Here is a 397-nt window from a genome sequence, read left to right on the forward strand (position 1 = left end):
CCCCACGGTCGGGCCGCTGCCCGCCACGGACACGTGTGTGGGTATCGACGTCGGCCTCGACCACCTGCTGACCCTGTCCACGGGGGAAAAGGTCGCCAACCCGCGGCACGARCGCGCCGACCGGGCGCGCCTGGCSCGGGCRCAGCGSGCSCTGTCCCGCAAGGCTCCGGGTAGCGGTGCGAACCGGGCGAGGGCCCGGCTGCGGGTCTCGCGTCTGCATGCGCGGATCGCGGACCGCAGGCGGGATCACCTGCACCAGCTGACGACCCGACTCGTGCGTGAGAACCAAACGCTCGTGGTCGAGGAYYTGGCGGTGCGGAAWWTGATGAAGAACCGSMGMCTCGCCCGSGCGRTCGGYRACGCSGCGTGGCGGGAGTTCCGGAGCATGCTGGAGTAC

General features: G+C 72.1%; 1 protein-coding gene. It reads left to right on the forward strand.

Annotated elements, in window-relative coordinates:
- Window positions 1-16: 16 nt before the first annotated feature.
- The coding region (locus tag AC1DSF_RS31175; protein WP_478184175.1) for an RNA-guided endonuclease InsQ/TnpB family protein at window positions 17-397 on the forward strand (381 nt) is incomplete at its 3' end.

It is taken from the genome of Variovorax sp. 01N429, from assembly GCF_056399425.1.